Here is a 16,876-nt window from a genome sequence, read left to right as displayed (position 1 = left end):
CCGATTATTACAATCCGTTTTGGCCGAAATTGCCGGTCGAAAAACACTTTCACACCTCTGGGGCCTACAAACTCTTACAGATCAGGAGCATATCATGTCACCACCACGTTCGATTGCATACAGGTGGCGCACCGAGTTGCGTCGTATTGCTGTGGCTACCGTCGCCGTTGCGTTGGCACTTCCCGCCTGGGCACAGGACCAGAAACCCAACATCCTGGTCATTTGGGGTGACGACATCGGGCAGTCCAATATCTCGGCCTATACGATGGGTCTGATGGGGTATCAGACGCCGAACATCGACCGCGTCGCCAAGGAAGGCATGATTTTCACCGACTATTATGGTGAGCAATCCTGTACTGCTGGCCGCTCGTCCTACATCATGGGGCAATCGGTGTACCGGACCGGCCTGTCCAAAGTTGGTTTGCCCGGTGCTGATCTGGGGATGCAGGTCGAAGATCCGACTATTGCTGGCCTGTTGAAGGACCACGGCTATGTCACTGGTCAATTTGGCAAGAACCATCTCGGAGACAAGGATGAGCATCTTCCGTCAAACCATGGATTTGATGAGTTTTTCGGCAATCTATACCACCTGAACGCCGAGGAAGAGCCTGAAAACGAGGACTATCCCGGCGATGCGGTTCTGGCTGATGGCCGCACCTTCCGCGAAGCCTATGGGCCGCGCGGCGTTATTAAGTCCAAGGCCGACGGCACCATCGAGGACACCGGCCCCCTGACCCGCAAGCGCATGGAGACAGTGGACGAAGAGACCGTTGCGGCTGCCATCGATTTCATCAAGCGTGCCCACGAACAAGGCCAACCTTTCTATGTTTGGTGGAATGGCACTCGGATGCACTTCCGTACCCACGTGAAGGATGAGATGCGCGCGCAAGCCAACGACATCGCAGGCCGCGTGGCCGATGAATACACCGCAGGCATGATCGAACATGACATGCATGTAGGCCAGCTGCTGGACTTGCTGGATGAGCTTGGCATCACCGACAACACCATCGTTCACTATTCCACCGACAATGGGCCGCACATGAACACGTGGCCGGATGGCGCTTCGACGCCATTCTGGGGTGAGAAGAACACCAACTGGGAAGGCGGATGGCGCGTTCCGTCGATGGTACGCTGGCCCGGCAAGATTGAGGCCGGATCGGTCACCAATGAAATTGTGCACCATATGGATTGGCTGCCGACTTACCTTGCTATTGCCGGTGATCCGGACATCAAGGAAAAGCTGAAGGCAGGTTACAACTCCTCAGGTATGGGCCGCGACTACAAGGTGCATCTGGATGGCTACAACATCCTGCCCCTGCTGACCGGTGAAACCTCGGAAAGCCCGCGTCGCGAGATCTTCTATTTCTCGGATGACGGTGATCTGACCGCATTGCGCTTTGACGATTGGAAGCTGATCTTCCTTGAGCAGAAGGCGTGGGGCACCCTGCGCGCATGGATCGAACCCTGGACCGAGCTGCGCATTCCTCTGATCGTGAACCTGCGTCGCGATCCCTATGAGCGCGCTTACCGGACGTCCAACACCTACTACGACTGGCTGCTGAATCGGGCCTATTTCCTGGTGCCTGCTCAGCAATATGTCGGCGGTTTCCTGGAGACCTTCCAAGAATACCCGCCACGCCAAAAGGCTGCCAGCTTCAACCTGGATCAGGTGATGGAGAAGCTGTCCTCGCCGACCAACAATTAACCCATCAAAATACGAAGGGCCGCCCGTACATTGGTGGCCCTTTACCAATTGAAGCAAGGAAATTTCTCATGAGGAATGCAGTTCTTTCAGCCGCTCTTGTCATGGCTCCGCTGACCTTGTCTGCCGACCCTCTGCCTAGTTGGGGCACGTCCGCGTCCAAGGATAGGATCATCGAATTCGTCGAGGCAGTTACTGACCCGAACGGCGCCGTCTATGTCACACCGGCCGAGCGGGTTGCGGTGTTCGACAATGACGGCACTCTGTGGGCCGAACAGCCGGTCTATTTTCAGCTCACCTACGCCATGGATCGCCTTGCCGATCTGGCCGAGGCGGACCCCTCGATCCTAACCAGCCCAACGCTGGAAGCTGCGGCAAATGGCGATCTGCAAGCTGTCGCAGAGGGCGGTCACGATGCCTTGATCGAAGTATTGAACGCCTCGCATTCCGGTGTGAGTGTCAAGGAATTCCAGGCATCCGTCGCCGAATGGCTGGACACGGCGCGTCACCCGGATACTGGTTTGCCCTACGATCAGATGACCTATCAACCGATGGTGGAACTGCTGCGCTATCTCAGGGATGAAGGATTCCGCACCTATATTGTCTCGGGCGGCGGTCTGCACTTCATGCGCGTGTTTGCCGAAGATGCCTATGGCATCCCGCCCGAACAGGTTCTGGGCACGTATGCCGACACAACTTATGAAACAGATGATGGCGCTCCGGTCATAACCAAGGCCCCCGGCATCGCCTTTGTCGATGACAAAGAGGGCAAGCCCATCAACATCGAACGCACGATTGGCAGACGCCCCATTCTGGCTGGCGGCAACTCGGACGGGGATTTCGCCATGCTGGAATGGACCACTGCAGGCGACGGTCCGCGACTGGGGGTTCTGATTCACCACACCGATGCCGAGCGTGAATGGGCTTATGACCGCGAAAGCCCGATCGGGAAACTGGTCGACGGGCTGGACAAGGGGCCCGACATGGGCTGGGTCATTGTTGATATGGCGCAAGACTGGGATCGCATCTACACTGGTTCCGAATAAGGCACTCAGAGACCGATAACCCCATGTGGACACTGCTTGTTTCCGCGTTCGTCTTCTTTCTGTATGTGACGGCCGCGGTGTTTTCGATACGGGCGGCCCAGACCGCTCGCACGCCCCAGGGGGCCGTCGGGTGGGTGGTCCTTTTGATCTCGGCCCCGTTTGTCGGTGTGCCGCTATATCTGTTTCTGGGGCACCACCGGTTCCGCGGTTATCGGATCGCTCGCAAGCACAGCGAAAGGGTCGTCGAAGGCATCAAAACATTTGCGGATTTCTCGAAACCAGATCCGGCCTCGATGACGATCAACCCCCGCCCTTTCGAGGCGTTGGCACATCTGCCGGTCTCGCGCGGAAACGGGGCCGAATTGCTGATTGACGGGCAAGCGACGTTCGACGCCATATTCAAGGAAATCGATGCTGCGCTGAATTATATCCTGATCCAGTTCTACATCGTCCGTGATGACGCACTGGGTAAACAGCTCAAAGACAAGCTGATCGCCGCCACCAAACGCGGCGTGTCAGTTCGGTTCATGACGGATGCTGTGGGCAGCTATGGCTTACCAACCGCCTATCTGGACGAGCTGCGCGCAGCCGGAATCGAGATCGCCAATCCGCGAGACCGTCGAGGGCCGCAATACCGTTTTCAACTGAATTACCGCAATCATCGCAAAACCGTGATCATCGATGGTGAGACCGGCTTTACCGGCGGTCACAATGTGGGTGTGGAATATCTGGGCCAAAACGCGCATTTCGGTCATTGGCGCGACACGCATATCAGGATGACCGGCCATATCGTCCGGCAGCTGCAGTTGATTTTCACTGAAGACTGGCACTGGGCCCATGAAGAAGATCTGATCGAACAACTGGACTGGGCCGGATCAGAATCCGATCAGGACATGAATGCCCTGATCGTCGCTACCGGCCCCGGCGACGAAACGGAAACCGGCGCGATGATGTTCTTTGCCGCCATCACCGAAGCGAAAGAAAGACTGTGGATCGCCTCTCCTTATTTCGTGCCCGATATTGACATCATAACTGCCCTTCAACACGCCGCCCTGCGCGGTGTGGATGTGCGCATTCTGGTGCCTGACGTCATCGACCACCGCCTGCCCTGGCTGGCCGCCTTCGCCTATTTTGACGAGGTCAGGGAATGCGGCGCGCGCGTGTTCCGATACACCGACGGTTTCATGCACCAGAAAGTCTTTGTGGTCGACGACACGCTGGCCGCCGTTGGAACCACCAATCTGGACAACCGCTCTTTCCGCCTGAATTTCGAAGCGATGGCCCTGTTCTTTGATCCACGAGCGGCGCAGGCCGTGGACATGATGCTGCGGGCTGATTTCGAAAAAAGCTATGAACTGACCAAGAAACTTCCCGAACAACCGGCCTATATCCGGTTTGGGTCACCCCTCGCCCGGCTCTTCGCGCCGATCCTCTAGGACATCAGTTCCTCTTTGAAGACCTGTGTCATCAGCGCCACCATAAAGGCGGTAGACAACCCGAACGCCAGCAGACCGGTCACCGACGCGAACGCTCCGAATATTCGCAGTGGTTCTCCCAGGACAATATCGCCATAGCCCAGCGTGGTGAACGTCACCAATGAGAAGTACAAGGCCGAGTTCCAGTCAGGCAGTACATCCCCCAGCATCCAGACGATTGCCCAAAGCCAGACCTGAAACGTGTGAATGGCAACGATAAAGACGAGGGCGATGCAGATAGGTGCCGCGATAGAAAAGAACTTCTTACTGTTTTCCAACCTCAGCGACATGACGCGAACCACCTGTGTGCACCACGTAAGAAGGATGATCTCGATCAGAAAACAGATGCCCAGATATATGCTGCCCCAAAGGATTTGCTGCGTTAACGTCATCAATTCGCTTATCATGTTCCGGCCCGAAGAAGTTCCACCACAATGGCGACTTAACCGGAAAAGGACAAGGCTGCGGCGAATGGAAACGAATGCGGCTGGACGCTGGACTCTGCCGGTCAGCGGCGCACATTGTTGCGTGCACAGTCCGAGGTTTTTGCATGCTGCTGACGATCGACAAGGTCCAGAAATCCTATCCAGGTGGACGCCCCGTTTTGCGGGACGTGTCGCTGACCCTCGACCAGGGGCAGACGCTGGCCTTGACCGGAGAAAGCGGTAGCGGCAAAAGCACGCTGCTCAACCTCGCGGCAGCTCTGGACAGCTTCGACGGCGGAGAGATCACGCTGGACGGAACCGCCCTGTCACCACTTGATGACGCCGGACGCGCCGCGTTGCGTCGGCAAAGCGTTTCGCTGGTGTTTCAGCAGTTCAACCTGATACCCTCGCTGACGGTTGCGCAGAACCTGTCATTCCACGCCAGGCTGGCGGATCGCGAGGATGACGCCTGGACCACGCAGCTGGCCAAGCGGTTAGGCCTGTCCGACTTGCTGACGCGTTTTCCCGAGAGCTTGTCCGGCGGGCAGCAACAGCGCGTCGCCATCGGCCGCGCCATGGCCGCGCGACCAAAACTTCTGTTGGCGGACGAGCCCACGGGAAATCTGGACGAAACCGCCAGCGCCACTGTGCTGGACCTGATGTTGTCGCTGGTCGCCGATACCGGCGCTGCCCTGCTGTTGGTCACTCATTCGCAGGATATCGCCGGACGGCTGGACAGGCACGCGCATCTGGCCGGTGGCAACATCACATGACCGGCGCGGTGATACAGGCCCTGCTGTCGCATTGGCGGCGCCACAAGCTGCAAATGGCCACCTTGCTGATCGGAATTGCGTTGGCCACGGGGCTGTGGTCCGCCGTTCAGGCGATCAACGCCGAGGCGCGCGCCAGCTATCAGCGCGCTAACGACCAGCTTGCGCTGGGCCTTTATGACGAGTTGCGCGACCCCTCCGGTCTGATCCCGATTGCGCGCTATGTCGCGCTACGCCGCGCCGGGTGGCAGGTCGCAGCGGTTCTGGAAGGGCCATTGCGTCTGAATGGACGCACGGTACAGGTGATGGGTGTCGACATGGTGGCCTATCCAGCCCTGCCCGCTGTGACGCAGATCGAACAGTCGGCAACGCCCCCGGAACCGGCCGACATTCTGACCGCACCTGGCCGATTACTGGCATCCCCCGAACTGGCCGATGTGCTGAGTACGCATGACAATCTTCCGTCGATCCTGCAAACGGATGCAGTCCCGCCCGACCTGATCCTCACCGATATTGGCGTGGCCGAGAAGCTGCTGGAGAAACCCGGCCAGATTTCCCGGCTTCTGGTGTTGCCCGATCAGCCGCGCGACACGCCTCCGCTGTCGGACATCGCACCCGAACTGGAACGCATTGAGGCCTCGGCCCGGCTGGACGCAGCCCAGTTGACGGACAGTTTTCACCTGAACCTGACGGCTTTCGGCCTGTTGTCCTTTGCTGTCGGGTTATTCATCGTCCACGGCACCGTCGGTCTGGCCTTTGCCCAGCGGCGAGCGATGATCCGAACCTTGCGGGCACTGGGTGTTTCGATGCGGCGGCTGGTCTGGATGATCATGGCGGAACTGGCCCTCCTGGCCCTGATTGGCGGCCTGTTGGGATTGATCCTTGGCTTCTTTCTGGCCGGCGCCTTGCTGCCCGACGTCGCTGCCACCTTGCGCGGGCTGTACGGAGCGCCCGTTGACGGGCAAATGACCCTGCAGCCGCAATGGGTTCTGGTCGGTCTGGCGATGGCCTTGGCGGGCACGCTACTGGCCAGTGGTCAGGCCCTGTTTCGACTGTCACGTATGCCCTTACTGACCGGGGCTGGCCTGCAGGCATGGCGAGGATCAACAAGCGGGCACCGCACTACCGGGCTGCTCGGGTTGATCCTGATCGGCGGTGGCTTTGCCATCGGATATACGATCGACGGATTGATCGCAGGGTTTGCCATGGTGGGTGGTATCCTGACTGGCGCCGCACTGATCCTGCCATCCCTGCTGTCACTTGCCCTGTCGGTATTCCAACGCAACGCCCTAGGTCCTGTTGCACAATGGGTTTGGGCCGACATGCGTGCGCAATTGCCTGGACTTTCGCTGGCCCTGATGGCGCTGCTGCTGGCCTTGGCGGCGAATGTCGGCGTTGGCACCATGGTATCCAGCTTTCGGTTGACCTTCACCGGTTGGCTGGATCAGCGCCTGACCTCCGAACTTTACATTACCGCCACCGACAATCAGCAAGGCCAACAGATCGCACAGTGGCTAGAACCGCAGGTGGACGCGGTACTTCCAATCCGCAGCATTGAGCTGACGCATGAAACGGGGCCGCTCTTTCTGTATGGGATTGTGGACCACCAGACCTACCGCGAGCATTGGCCGATCATCGCATCCTCGGACGGCGTGTGGGATCGCCTTCATGCGGGTGATGCCGTCCTGGTCAACGAACAACTCGCCCGGCGTGCGAACCTGTGGCCCGGAGACGCGCTGACCCTCCGACAGGGGCATTCGCTGCCAATTGCGGGCGTCTATTCGGATTACGGAAATCCTACCGGTCAAGCCATCGTGTCGATGTTTCAGCTGGACCGGATCGCGCCGGGGGCTGACACACGCCGGTTCGGTATCCGTATTGCACCAGAGCGCGCCACAGAGATGGCACAAGCCCTGAGAGATCAGTTCGACCTACCACGCCAAGCCGTCGTGCAGCAGGCGGCGATGAAAGCGCAATCGCTGACGATCTTTGACAAGACCTTTGTCGTGACATCGGCGTTGAACGTTCTGACTCTAGGCGTTGCCGGGTTTGCTATCCTGACCAGCCTGCTGACCTTGTGGACCCAACGCCTGCCGCAAGTTGCGCCGGTCTGGGCGCTGGGTCTGACACGGTTGCAATTGGCGCGGCTAGAGTTGTTGCGCAGCGTGCTGCTGTCTGCTCTGACAGCGGTTCTGGCCCTGCCGCTGGGTCTGGTACTGGCTTGGGCCCTGTTGGCGGTGATCAACGTACAAGCATTTGGCTGGCGGCTGCCGATGTATCTTTTCCCGGCTGACTGGGCCTATCTATTCGCTCTGACCCTGTTGGCCGCCTTTGTCGCGGCCGCCTTACCCGCGCTGCGTTTGCTTCGTCTACCGCCTGCCGATTTGTTGAGGGTTTTTGCCAATGAACGTTAAAGCCTGGCTCTTTGTTCTGTTCCTGTTGCCCCCCTCTGCTTTGCGCGCGCAGGGCTATGCCGGGTTGGGTGGTTCGGCCGAAGGGTTCGACATACCGCAACCCGGCTATCAATTCGAATTCCCCCACGATCACGGCCCGCATCCCAGCTTTCGGATCGAATGGTGGTACCTGACCGCAAACCTGACCGGCGAGGACGGGCGCGATTACGGTATTCAATGGACCCTGTTCCGATCAGCCGTGAAACCGTTTGAGGCGGATGGGTGGCAGAGCCCGCAACTGTGGATGGGCCACGCCGCCGTCACGACGCCTGAAACGCACTATTTCGCCGAACGCTTGTCGCGCGGGGGGATTGGTCAGGCCGGGGTGACCTCTGACCCGTTCGAGGCCTGGATCGACGAATGGCGTATGCGCGGAGCAAACCCCAGCGCGGTGACCCTTTCGGCCAGCGGCGCCGAGTTTACCTATGACCTGTCGCTGAACGCCCACGGCCCGTTTGTGTTTCACGGAGACGCCGGATACTCGATCAAGTCCGCCGATGGGCAAGCCAGCTACTATTACTCGCAACCCTTTTATACGGTCGAGGGCGTGCTGCACCTGCCCGAGGGTGATGTGGCGGTCACCGGTCAGGGCTGGCTGGACCGCGAGTGGTCCTCACAACCACTGGCCGCGGATCAGAGCGGCTGGGACTGGTTTTCGCTCAGCTTTGACGACGGAGACAAGCTGATGGCCTTCCGCCTGCGCGGCGGACGCGGCGATTTCACGGCGGCTACGTGGATCGCGCCGGACGGAACCACCATGCCCGTTCCGGACGGTTCCGTATCCTTCACCCCACTGGACACCGCCCGAGTGGCGGGACGGGACGTGCCCGTTCAATGGCGCGTAACCCTGCCGGAACGCGACTTGGACGTCGAGGTTTCCGCCATCACACCCGATTCCTGGATGGGTACAAGCTTCGAGTACTGGGAAGGACCCGTCACGGTATCCGGCAGCCACCAAGGCCGCGGATACCTTGAGATGACGGGGTACTGACCCTAGCGCACGACGTAGACCGAAACAGTCGAGTGGCGTACAACCCGCGCCGCGTTCGGCCCCAACAGGTAGTCTTTGAGGTCCGGTTTGTGTGCACCAATAACGATCAGATCGCTGCCAGCGCTTTCGGCGGTTTTCAGAATCTCCTGATAGGCCGTGCCGGTGGCGACGACATGGCGGATCTTGGCGTTCCGCTCATCCCCAAGGGCTGAAATGCACAACTCAGACAGTTTGGCCTGCGCCTCTTCCAACGCCTTTTCGTGAAAGTCGGCCTGAAAGAAACCGGAAACCCAGCTTTCACCGAAATCGGGCAGAACGGTCACCACATCCAGTTGTGCGTTGTGCTGATCGGCCAATACTGCCGCTGTCTTCAGCACATTCACGTCAAGGTCGCCGTTGCTGATATCGACGGCGCAGAGAACAGAGTTTGTCATGCGGGCACCTCTTGTCTGGCGGCACGGCCACGTTGCAGGAAGGCGATCAGTCCCAGCAGGATCAGCGCAGGGATATACATCAATTGCTTCGGAGGTTGGCTGGACGGCAGACTGATCGAAGTCAGACGCACCGCTTCATCGCCGTAATAGTCGAACATGTCCAACTCATCCGCCACGGGCGTGCCGAACATCGGTTCCTCCAGCTTGATCAGACCGTCCTCTTCCAACAGCATCAGCCCCATGGCATCGACCCGGGATTCACCGCCTTCTTCGTTGCCGACCGAAACAACGACTGTCGTGTCTGTCATCTCAAGCGTGTCGAAATCCGGGCCGCTGACCACCATTCGCACCTCGGTCCCCGGGGGGGTTTGTCCAATGGTTTCCACAAAGGCGGCTGGCTCGACCGACGTATAAGGCGGCGCGATGCGGTCCATGAAATAGTCGGGCCGGAACAAAGCAAAAGCCACGGCGATCAGTGCGATGCTTTCATAGATACGGCTGTGGGTCAGGAAGTACCCCATTGTCCCCGCCGTGAAGACAAGGATCGCTATTGTTGCAAATATCGCAACTATGATCCCTTCAACCCAGGTCACATCAATCAACAATAGGTCCGTGTTGAAGATGAACACAAACGGCAGTGCAACGGTGCGAAGGCTGTAGAAGAACGCGGTGAAGCCGGTCTTGATCGCGTCGCCCCCCGACACAGCGGCGGCTGCAAAACTGGCCAAACCTACTGGTGGCGTCACGTCTGCCATAATCCCGAAATAGAACACGAACAGGTGCACGGCGATCAGAGGAACGATCAGACCGCTCTGCGCGCCCAGTTCGACAACCACACCGGCCATAAGCGAGCTAACCACGATATAGTTCGCCGTGGTCGGCAGGCCCATGCCAAGGATCAGGCTGAGCAAGCCAACCATGACCAACATCAGGATCAGGTTTCCGCCTGAAAGGAACTCGACCAAATCGGCCATCACCTGCCCGACCCCGGTCAGGGTCACGGTACCCACGATGACACCAGCCGTGGCCGTGGCCAGAGCGATCCCGATCATGTTGCGCGCACCATCGATCAGGCCCTGCCACAGATCAGCGACACCGTCGATGAAGTTGTCTTTTAGATTGCTTTGTCCACGGAACAGCGCCTTGAGCGGCTTTTGCGTCAGCAGGATCACGAACAGCAGCGCCGTCGCCCAGAATGCCGACAGCCCTGGCGATTTCTGTTCGATCATCAGGAAGTAGACCAGAACGATGATCGGCAGCAGATAGTGAAGACCTGCTTTGTAGATCTCTGCGATTACCGGTAGTTCCACCTCTTTGGCATTCGGATCGTCGGGCTCCAGATCTGGCACCTGCGCGGCCAGGTACAGCAACACGACGTAGACCGCACAGACGATCAGGCTCAGGATCAGACCTGCAGAGGATGGGGCCCAACTGGTAACCGCTTCGACCGGGAACTGCGAGCCATAGCAGAGGCCAGCGAACACGAGGAAGAAGGACAGCATCCCAACGACCGTGCGCGCCAGATGCACCTCGCGATTGCCCAGCGTGGGCATGTTCCGCTTCACCGCCTCAAGGTGCACGATGTAGACCAGCGCGATGTAGGAAATCGCGGCGGGCAGGAAGGCGTGAGTGATCACCTCAACGTAAGAGATGCCCACATATTCGACCATCAGGAAGGCCGCAGCGCCCATCACCGGCGGCATGATTTGACCATTCACGGATGAGGCAACCTCGACCGAACCCGCTTGCTCGCTTGAGAAGCCCACACGTTTCATCAAAGGGATGGTGAATGTGCCGGTGGTCACGACGTTGGCAATCGACGAGCCCGAGATCAGACCAGTCGCAGCCGAACCAACAACAGCCGCCTTGGCCGGACCACCGCGCAGGTGGCCAAGCGCACCAAAGGCCATCTTGATAAAGTAGTTCCCTGCCCCGGCCTTATCCAGCAAAGCGCCGAACAGCACGAACAGGAACACGAATTTTGTAGAAACACCAAGCGCGATACCGAATACGCCCTCGGACGTGATCCACATATGACTCATCGCCTTCTTCAGGCTCGCGCCTTTCCAGCGGATTACTTCGGGCACCCATTCGGAAGAGCCAAAGAACACATAAGCCAGAAAAATCGTTGCGATAATGGCCATTGCCGGGCCTAGCGCGCGGCGCGCGGCCTCAAACAGTAGCAGCAGACCTACCAGAGCCACCCATTTATCCGTATCGTCGGCAAGTCCCCCTGCGTCGACGATCTTTTCGTAGAAGAAGTATCCGTACAGAGCCAGAAACGCGCCGACGATCCCCATGATCCAGTCCTGGACCGGGATGTAGTCACGTGGGCTGGATTTCAGCGCCGGATAGGCCGCAAAGGCCAGAAACATCGCAAAGGCCAGGTGGAACTGCCGCGCATTGTTCACCACACTGCCCGGCAACACATAGTTGGCGATAGGTGAGGCCAAAAGCACCTGAAAGATCGACCAGATCGCGGCCACAATGGCCAGAAAAACCCCGACGTTACCGACTGGATTTCGCCCACCCGCATCGGACGAGGCTACAAGTTCCTGCAGCTCTTCTTCGGATAGCGGGCGATTGGATTGTGTGTCGGAACTCATGGAAATGTCTCCCCGTCGCGGCCATTTTTGGCCTTCTGAACCACCCGATTTGTTCGGGTTTGGGTCGCAGGGCGCCGTTTGGCACCCTGCTTCAAGCCTGGCTTACTGAATCCAGCCTTTTTCTTTGTAGTACTTCTCAGCACCCGGATGCAGCGGAGCCGACAGGCCATCTGCGATCATTTCTTCGGGCTTGAGGTTGGCAAATGCCGGGTGCAGCTTTTTGAAGTCGTCGAAGTTTTCGAAGACCGAACTGACAACCGCATAAACCGCGTCTTCCGACACGTCAGCCGAGGTCACGAAGGTCGCGCCGACACCAAAGGTTGCGGTATCACCATCCGAACCGCGGTACATGCCGCCGGGGATGGTCGCAGTACGATAGAACGAGTTGTCGTCGACCAGCTTGTTCACCGCGTCACCGCTCACGTTCACCAGAACCGAGTCACACGCTGTGGTGGCTTCCTGGATCGAACCCGAGGGGTGACCGACGGTGTAGACCATCGCGTCAATCTGGTTGTCGCACAGCGCCGCGGACTGTTCAGCCGCTTTCAGCTCGGTCGCCAGCTCGAAATCGTCGGTGGTCCAACCCAGTTCGCCCAGCAAAACCTCCATAGTGCCGCGCTGACCGGAACCGGGGTTACCGATGTTGACGCGCTTGCCCTTCAGGTCTTCAAAGTTGGCGATACCGGAATCCGCACGGGCGACAACGGTGAACGGCTCAGGGTGTACCGAGAACACGGCGCGCAGACCTTCGAACGGGCCAGCCTCTTCGAATTTCGAGCTGCCGTTATAGGCGTGGTACTGCCAGTCGGACTGCGCCACACCGAATTCCAGTTCGCCTTCGCGAATGGTGTTGATGTTGTAGACCGAACCACCGGTTGACTCGACCGAGCAACGTACGCCGTGTTCCTTGCGGCCCTTATTGACCAGACGGCAGATCGCGCCACCGGTCGGGTAATACACACCGGTCACGCCGCCGGTGCCGATGGTGATGAATTCTTCCGCATATGCTGCCGGAGCCGTAAGGGCCGCAGTGACGACCGCGCCGAGGCTGAGCTTGCTGCTGTTTTTCATTTTTGAGAACTCCCAATTCTTATGGTGTATGGGAGATCGCCCGGCGATCCCCCCTCCAGGGACCCCGCCGGTTAAGGCAAGCGCCAGCATGTTGCAACAGGTGCAAGCGCCTGAATTTTCAAAATCTCCCAACATCTTCGACGTTTCATTCAGACACTCAACTTGTCAACCCCCGCGCGTGGCCCAACCGCCCCAAGCTGCATATCTGAGGGGTTTTTCCAAAGTTTCCCCCCACCAACCGGCTTGAAGGCGTGAAAAGTCCTCCCACAGGCGCAACCACCTCCAGATATTATTCTTTTGAATGTCGCGAACCGTGCCTCTAGTCTTCGTGCAGCCTTGGTACATCTCTGTAACCGCACGGCAATAAAGGAATTTGCTCCGACACCGAAAGAAGGACCGCGGATGAAGCGCCCCTCGCCCAGCCCCTTGCTTGTCATCGCCCTTGTCATCAGCGCGGCGATTGCGGTCTGGGGTATCGCCGACCCACAAGGATTGGGACGTCTCGCATCAGAAGCGGTGGCAACACAGTTCAACAGCCGTGGCTGGTTCATCATGCTCGAGGTCAGCGGCCTGCTCTTTGTGGCGCTGTATCTGGCCCTGTCGCGGTTCGGCGACATTCGCCTTGGCCCGGACGGTGCCGAGCCTGAATTCTCGACCCCGGCCTGGATCGCCATGCTGTTTGCGGCCGGAATGGGGGTCGGGCTTCTGTTCTACGGCGCGGCTGAACCACTGACCCATTTCGAAGTTCTGCGACAGTACAACCCCGACCCCGAAGCCGCAAGTTATGCGCTGTTCGTGACCTATCTGAACTGGGGCTTTCACGCTTGGGCGATCTACGCGATCGTCGGGCTGGTCATTGCCTATTTCGCCTATCGTCGACACCGCACCTTGCTGCTGAGCGCGCCCCTGACCGATGCACTGGGTGAGGCGCACTGGGTCAAGGCGATGGGGTGGATGTTCGATCTGCTGTCGATTGTCGCGATTGCCGTCGGTTTGGCGGGATCGATGGCGATGGGCGTGTTTCAGATACAGACCGGATTGGCGGGTCTGATCGGCGTCGAAACACCCGGAAGGCTGACACTCCCTGTTTTTGCCGCGCTCTGTGTCGCGTTCATCATCCCCTTGCGGCGGGACCTTGGAGAGGGGATGTCCCTGCTGTCCAATGCCGCCATGCTGATTGCCGTCGGGATGATGGTTTATCTGCTGGTCCTCGGTCCGACTTCATTTCTGATGAACGATATCGTTGCCGGGTTCGGGCGTTACGTGTTCAAGGTCCTGCCTGCGGGATTTTCAACAGCAGAGTTCTTTGACGACACCATCGTCGACTGGTTTCACGGCTGGACCCTGAACTACATGATCTGGTGGCTGGCCTGGTCCCCCTTTGTGGGCATCTTCATCGCGCGCATATCACGTGGGCGCACCATCCGAGAGTTCCTGATCGGGGTCATCGTCGCCCCCACCCTGTTCTCGATTCTGTGGTTCGGCATCTTTGGCGGGTTGGGTTTTTTCGATGCGTTGCGGCAGGACGGTGCCTTATCCGCCGTCAATGCCGAAAATCTGGACGCGACAACCTTTGCCCTTCTTGCCAAGTTCCCATTCAGCGGCCTGACGCAGACAGCAACAATCCTGGCGGCCTTCCTGTTCGTAGTCACCAGCGTCGTCAGCGCCGGGTTCACTCTGGCGATGATTGGCACCGGCGGCGGCGACAATCCATCTCCGGGCGTCCGTACGGTCTGGGGGTTGATTCTGGGCGCATTGGGGCTTGCCATGATATTGGTGGGGGATATTTCCCTGGTCCGGTCGATCATCGCACTGTCGGCCATGGCCTTCGTGTTTATCGTTCCGATCCTTGTGATCTGCCTCTTCAAAAGCCTGACGCGTGAGGAACGAAGATGACTGGTCAATTCATCGACACGCTACTGAACCTAACAGTTTTCGCCTATATCGGGTTTCTGATCTGGCTGAGTTTGCGACACGATCCGTGAACACATCGCGTGTTCTCGTCATTAATCTGAGGTGGTGCCCAAGGAGAGACTCGAACTCTCACGCCCGTGAAGGCGGGGGATTTTGAATCCCCTGCGTCTACCATTCCGCCACTTGGGCCACGAACACTGGATTAGCGTCCATGGCCGGGAAGGTCCAGAGGCAAAAACCAACCCAAATCCAGTTTGTTTTCGCTGCAACGGTTGACGCCTCACCGGGCGCGTGGTTTGGCTTGCGCAACGTTAGAACAGGAATTTAGCACCATATGTTGCGCTCGCTTTATGACTGGACCATTCGTCTGGCCGAACATCCGCACGCCCTGTGGGCGCTGGCCTTTGTCGCCTTTATCGAAAGTTCGGTCTTTCCGATCCCGCCGGATGTGCTGATGATTCCAATGATCCTGGCCCGCCCGTCGCGCGCGTGGTTGATTGCGACGGTCGCTCTGGTCGCCTCGGTTCTGGGGGGCCTGTTGGGCTATGCCATCGGTGCCTTCTTTTACGAAAGCATCGGTCAGCCGATTCTGGAATCAATGGGCAAGGCCCATGCCATGGAAGAGTTCAACACCCGCTTCAACGATTTCGGCTTCTGGGCCGTTCTGGGTGCCGGTGTGACGCCCTTCCCCTATAAGGTCATCACCATCATGTCGGGCTGGACCGGGATGCCTTTGGGCACCTTTATCGCCACTTCGATCCTTGCCCGCGCGCTGCGCTTTTTCGTGGTCGCTGGCCTGCTTTGGGGCTTCGGCGAGCCGATCCGGGCCTTCATTGAAAAACGCCTTGGCCTTATGTTCACCTTGTTCGTTGTGCTTCTGTTCGGCGGGTTCCTTGTAGTGAGATACCTATGACACGCAAAAACATTCTGGTCCTGATCGCGACCTGCGGTTCCGTGGCACTTCTACTTGGGGCATGGGGTTTTCAGCATCTCGGCGGGCTGGCACCGTGCAAAATGTGCATCTGGCAGCGGTATCCGCACGGTGCGGCCATTTTGATCGGAGCAGTGGCGCTGGCGCTACCCCGTATAAATCTGCTGCCCCTGCTGGGCGCACTCGCCGCACTGTCAACCGCAGCCATCGGCGTGTTCCACGCCGGGGTCGAGCAAAAATGGTGGGAGGGTCCCACAAGCTGCACCTCCGGTGATATCGGCGGCTTGTCGACTCAGGAGTTGATGGATCAGATCATGTCCGCCCCACTGGTGCGTTGTGATGACATCCCGTGGCAATTGATGGGTATTTCGATGGCCGGGTGGAACGCCATCCTGTCGGGCGTTCTGATGCTGGTCTGGATCGCCGCGTGGCGGGTGGGCCGCTAAAGCTCGTCCAACTCCGCATCCCAATAAAGAAAATCGATCCAACTGTCATGCAGGTGGTTCGGCGGGAACTTTCGCCCGACGTTCCGCAAGGCTTCTGCATCCGGCTGGCGCGGAGGCTTGCGCAATGTCATCCCTGCCTGCCGAAGCGACTTCGACCCTTTTTTCAGGTTACAGGGGCTGCAGGCCGCAACCACGTTTTGCCAGCTTGTCACGCCACCTGCGGCCCGAGGTACCACATGGTCAAAGGTCAGATCGCCACGGCTGCCGCAGTACTGACAACAGAATTCGTCCCGTAGGAATAAATTAAAGCGCGTGAAGGCCACGCGCTTTCTGGGTTTCACATAATCTTTCAGGACAACGACCGACGGTATTCGTATCTCGGTACTCGGGCTTCGGACGACCTCGTCGTACTCGGCCACAATATCCACCCTGTCCAGCCAGGCCGCCTTTATCGCCTCTTGCCACGGCCACAGGGATAACGGGTAATAGGACAAGGGGCGATAGTCGGCGTTCAAAACCAATGCCGGATGATGCTTGAGCGCACCGGGTTCCCTGACAAATTCGGTTCTGAAATCTCCATCCATATCAGAATCGCTCCTCGCTCTGCTCTGC

The 16,876-nt window shown here is 58.7% G+C and carries 14 protein-coding genes and 1 tRNA gene; 9 read left to right on the top strand and 6 right to left on the bottom strand.

Translation table 11 applies throughout. The features are described 5' to 3' along the window. Positions 1–94 precede the first annotated feature (94 nt). From ACR0IM_RS02120 to cls, 3 genes are all read left to right on the top strand, one after another. Complete coding sequence (locus ACR0IM_RS02120; protein ID WP_480680681.1) at positions 95–1,705, top strand: arylsulfatase; 1,611 nt, start codon at positions 95–97, stop codon at positions 1,703–1,705. A 68-nt stretch (positions 1,706–1,773) separates the two neighbouring features. Beyond that, positions 1,774–2,748 carry an HAD family hydrolase gene (locus ACR0IM_RS02115; RefSeq protein WP_480680680.1) on the top strand — a complete coding sequence of 325 codons (975 nt, stop codon included), beginning with the start codon at positions 1,774–1,776 and terminating at the stop codon, positions 2,746–2,748. A gap of 23 nt (positions 2,749–2,771) precedes the next feature. Next, positions 2,772–4,184 carry a cardiolipin synthase gene (gene cls, locus ACR0IM_RS02110; RefSeq protein ID WP_480680679.1) on the top strand — a complete coding sequence of 471 codons (1,413 nt, stop codon included), beginning with the start codon at positions 2,772–2,774 and terminating at the stop codon, positions 4,182–4,184. On the opposite strand, the gene ACR0IM_RS02105 is transcribed toward cls, so the two are convergent. Next, positions 4,181–4,615: an ion channel gene (locus tag ACR0IM_RS02105; RefSeq protein WP_480588994.1), complete on the bottom strand. Its 435-nt coding sequence runs from the start codon at positions 4,613–4,615 to the stop codon at positions 4,181–4,183. The genes cls and ACR0IM_RS02105 overlap by 4 nt on opposite strands. 158 nt (positions 4,616–4,773) lie before the next feature. Here ACR0IM_RS02105 and ACR0IM_RS02100 point away from each other — a divergent pair, with 158 nt between their 5' ends. From ACR0IM_RS02100 to ACR0IM_RS02090, 3 genes are read left to right on the top strand one after another with little or no spacing between them, the layout of a single operon-like run. Further along, positions 4,774–5,421, top strand: coding sequence for an ABC transporter ATP-binding protein (locus ACR0IM_RS02100; protein ID WP_480680678.1), 648 nt, complete (start codon positions 4,774–4,776; stop codon positions 5,419–5,421). Then, positions 5,418–7,832 (top strand): ABC transporter permease, encoded by a 2,415-nt coding sequence (locus ACR0IM_RS02095; RefSeq protein ID WP_480680677.1) that lies wholly within the window; start codon positions 5,418–5,420, stop codon positions 7,830–7,832. The genes ACR0IM_RS02100 and ACR0IM_RS02095 overlap by 4 nt, the downstream gene beginning before the upstream one ends. Continuing rightward, positions 7,822–8,862: a lipocalin-like domain-containing protein gene (locus ACR0IM_RS02090; protein ID WP_480680676.1), complete on the top strand. Its 1,041-nt coding sequence runs from the start codon at positions 7,822–7,824 to the stop codon at positions 8,860–8,862. Before ACR0IM_RS02095 ends, ACR0IM_RS02090 begins: the two co-directional genes overlap by 11 nt. Positions 8,863–8,864: 2 nt before the next feature. Here the strand turns inward: ACR0IM_RS02090 and ACR0IM_RS02085 are convergent, their stop codons facing one another. The 3 genes from ACR0IM_RS02085 to ACR0IM_RS02075 form a co-directional block, all read right to left on the bottom strand. Further along, the gene (locus ACR0IM_RS02085; protein WP_480589002.1) at positions 8,865–9,296 is read right to left on the bottom strand and encodes a universal stress protein; all 432 of its coding nucleotides are present in this window, start codon (positions 9,294–9,296) and stop codon (positions 8,865–8,867) included. After that, positions 9,293–11,902, bottom strand: a complete 2,610-nt coding sequence (locus ACR0IM_RS02080; protein ID WP_480680675.1) for a TRAP transporter permease — start codon at positions 11,900–11,902, stop codon at positions 9,293–9,295. Before ACR0IM_RS02080 ends, ACR0IM_RS02085 begins: the two co-directional genes overlap by 4 nt. Before the next feature lie 102 nt (positions 11,903–12,004). Next, positions 12,005–12,973: a TAXI family TRAP transporter solute-binding subunit gene (locus ACR0IM_RS02075; protein WP_480680674.1), complete on the bottom strand. Its 969-nt coding sequence runs from the start codon at positions 12,971–12,973 to the stop codon at positions 12,005–12,007. Between the two features lie 402 nt (positions 12,974–13,375). Here ACR0IM_RS02075 and ACR0IM_RS02070 point away from each other — a divergent pair, with 402 nt between their 5' ends. Beyond that, the gene (locus tag ACR0IM_RS02070; protein WP_480680673.1) at positions 13,376–14,869 is read left to right on the top strand and encodes a BCCT family transporter; all 1,494 of its coding nucleotides are present in this window, start codon (positions 13,376–13,378) and stop codon (positions 14,867–14,869) included. Positions 14,870–14,990: 121 nt separating this feature from the next. Here ACR0IM_RS02070 and ACR0IM_RS02065 read toward each other — a convergent pair. Further along, positions 14,991–15,076, bottom strand: a tRNA-Leu gene (locus tag ACR0IM_RS02065). A 145-nt stretch (positions 15,077–15,221) separates the two neighbouring features. Between ACR0IM_RS02065 and ACR0IM_RS02060 the strand changes: the two genes are divergently transcribed. Both ACR0IM_RS02060 and ACR0IM_RS02055 read left to right on the top strand, forming a co-directional pair. Continuing rightward, a complete protein-coding gene (locus tag ACR0IM_RS02060) occupies positions 15,222–15,800 on the top strand; it encodes a YqaA family protein (protein WP_170399149.1) in 579 nt (192 codons plus the stop codon). Then, a complete protein-coding gene (locus tag ACR0IM_RS02055) occupies positions 15,797–16,264 on the top strand; it encodes a disulfide bond formation protein B (RefSeq protein ID WP_480640331.1) in 468 nt (155 codons plus the stop codon). Before ACR0IM_RS02060 ends, ACR0IM_RS02055 begins: the two co-directional genes overlap by 4 nt. Here the strand turns inward: ACR0IM_RS02055 and ACR0IM_RS02050 are convergent. After that, a complete protein-coding gene (locus ACR0IM_RS02050) occupies positions 16,261–16,848 on the bottom strand; it encodes an HNH endonuclease (RefSeq protein ID WP_480589132.1) in 588 nt (195 codons plus the stop codon). The genes ACR0IM_RS02055 and ACR0IM_RS02050 overlap by 4 nt on opposite strands. Positions 16,849–16,876 lie beyond the last annotated feature (28 nt).

This window comes from Ruegeria sp. BF6, assembly GCF_056538665.1.
The sequence above is the reverse complement of the archived record's forward strand: the minus strand, read 5'-3'. Positions and strand labels throughout refer to the sequence as shown.